Here is a 1,022-nt window from a genome sequence, read left to right as displayed (position 1 = left end):
TTGCCAACGTCACGATACCCCAACGGGTAGCGAATGGCTGGAGAGCGTGCGGGCATATGAGAAAGAAACTTTGAGTCGCCGCGGGTAAACACTGCCGGATGCGGCGCGAGCGCCTTATCCGGCCTACAGGTCGGCAACAGTTGTAGGCCTGATAAGACGCGTCAGCGTCGCATCAGGCAAATGTGCCGGCCATTGTCGGATGCGGCGCGACCGCCTTATTCGACCTACACGACACACATTTCCCTGCCAAATTTGCGCCCCATATCTCACTATCCATTAACGGATTTGTGACAGAAACCATTGTCTTTTTTTATATTTGCTTAAATCTTTTTTTGCGTTACTTATGGCTGGCCCTGGCATTTTCCGCTGTGCGTTTTAGCGTTCATGGTATTAATCGCTCAGATATCCACCTTTTCCTCAGATTTTTTTCATTAAATGCATAAAACTTAATCACCAAATGTTGCTAAATATTAAGCTGATTGTTCTGGTCATGTTGGAGTAGCACAAATTTCTCTGCTGCAAATAGCTGTTTGAAGTTTTTTTAATCTTTGTTTGTGGATTCTCACCGTTGGTGTAAATCCCGGTTGGCTGTATTGACGTTTTCACATTCTGTTGACAGATTGTAGGTCACGAGGGGCATTTTATGGAGGATCCGCACTGTTACACTGATGTTAATTAGTACGGCATCCCCACCTCATAACGTTGACCCGACCGGGCAAAAAACAAAAAAGGTCAGGCAGCGACAACCCACTGCAAAGGGTTAAAACAACAAACATCACAATTGGAGCAGAATAATGCGTATTTCCTTGAAAAAGTCAGGGATGCTGAAGCTTGGTCTCAGCCTGGTGGCTATGACCGTCGCAGCAAGTGTTCAGGCTAAAACTCTGGTTTATTGCTCAGAAGGATCTCCGGAAGGGTTTAACCCGCAGCTGTTTACCTCCGGCACCACCTATGACGCCTCTTCCGTCCCGCTTTATAACCGTCTGGTTGAATTTAAAATCGGCACCACCGAAGTGATCCCG

General features: G+C 46.9%; 1 protein-coding gene and 1 pseudogene. Both read left to right on the top strand.

The features are described 5' to 3' along the window. On the top strand, nucleotides 1–88 hold an 88-nt coding region (locus R7Z41_RS24530), incomplete at its 5' end, for an L-rhamnose isomerase (protein WP_318141707.1). Nucleotides 89–794: 706 nt separating this feature from the next. Continuing rightward, nucleotides 795–1,022, top strand: a pseudogene (locus tag R7Z41_RS24525) (ABC transporter substrate-binding protein); the annotation flags it as partial.

The sequence above is a fragment of the Vibrio sp. 1457 genome, assembly GCF_033340195.1.
Taxonomy (GTDB): Bacteria; Pseudomonadota; Gammaproteobacteria; order Enterobacterales; family Vibrionaceae; genus Vibrio; species Vibrio alginolyticus.
This window is presented reverse-complemented; position numbering and strand designations above follow the sequence as displayed.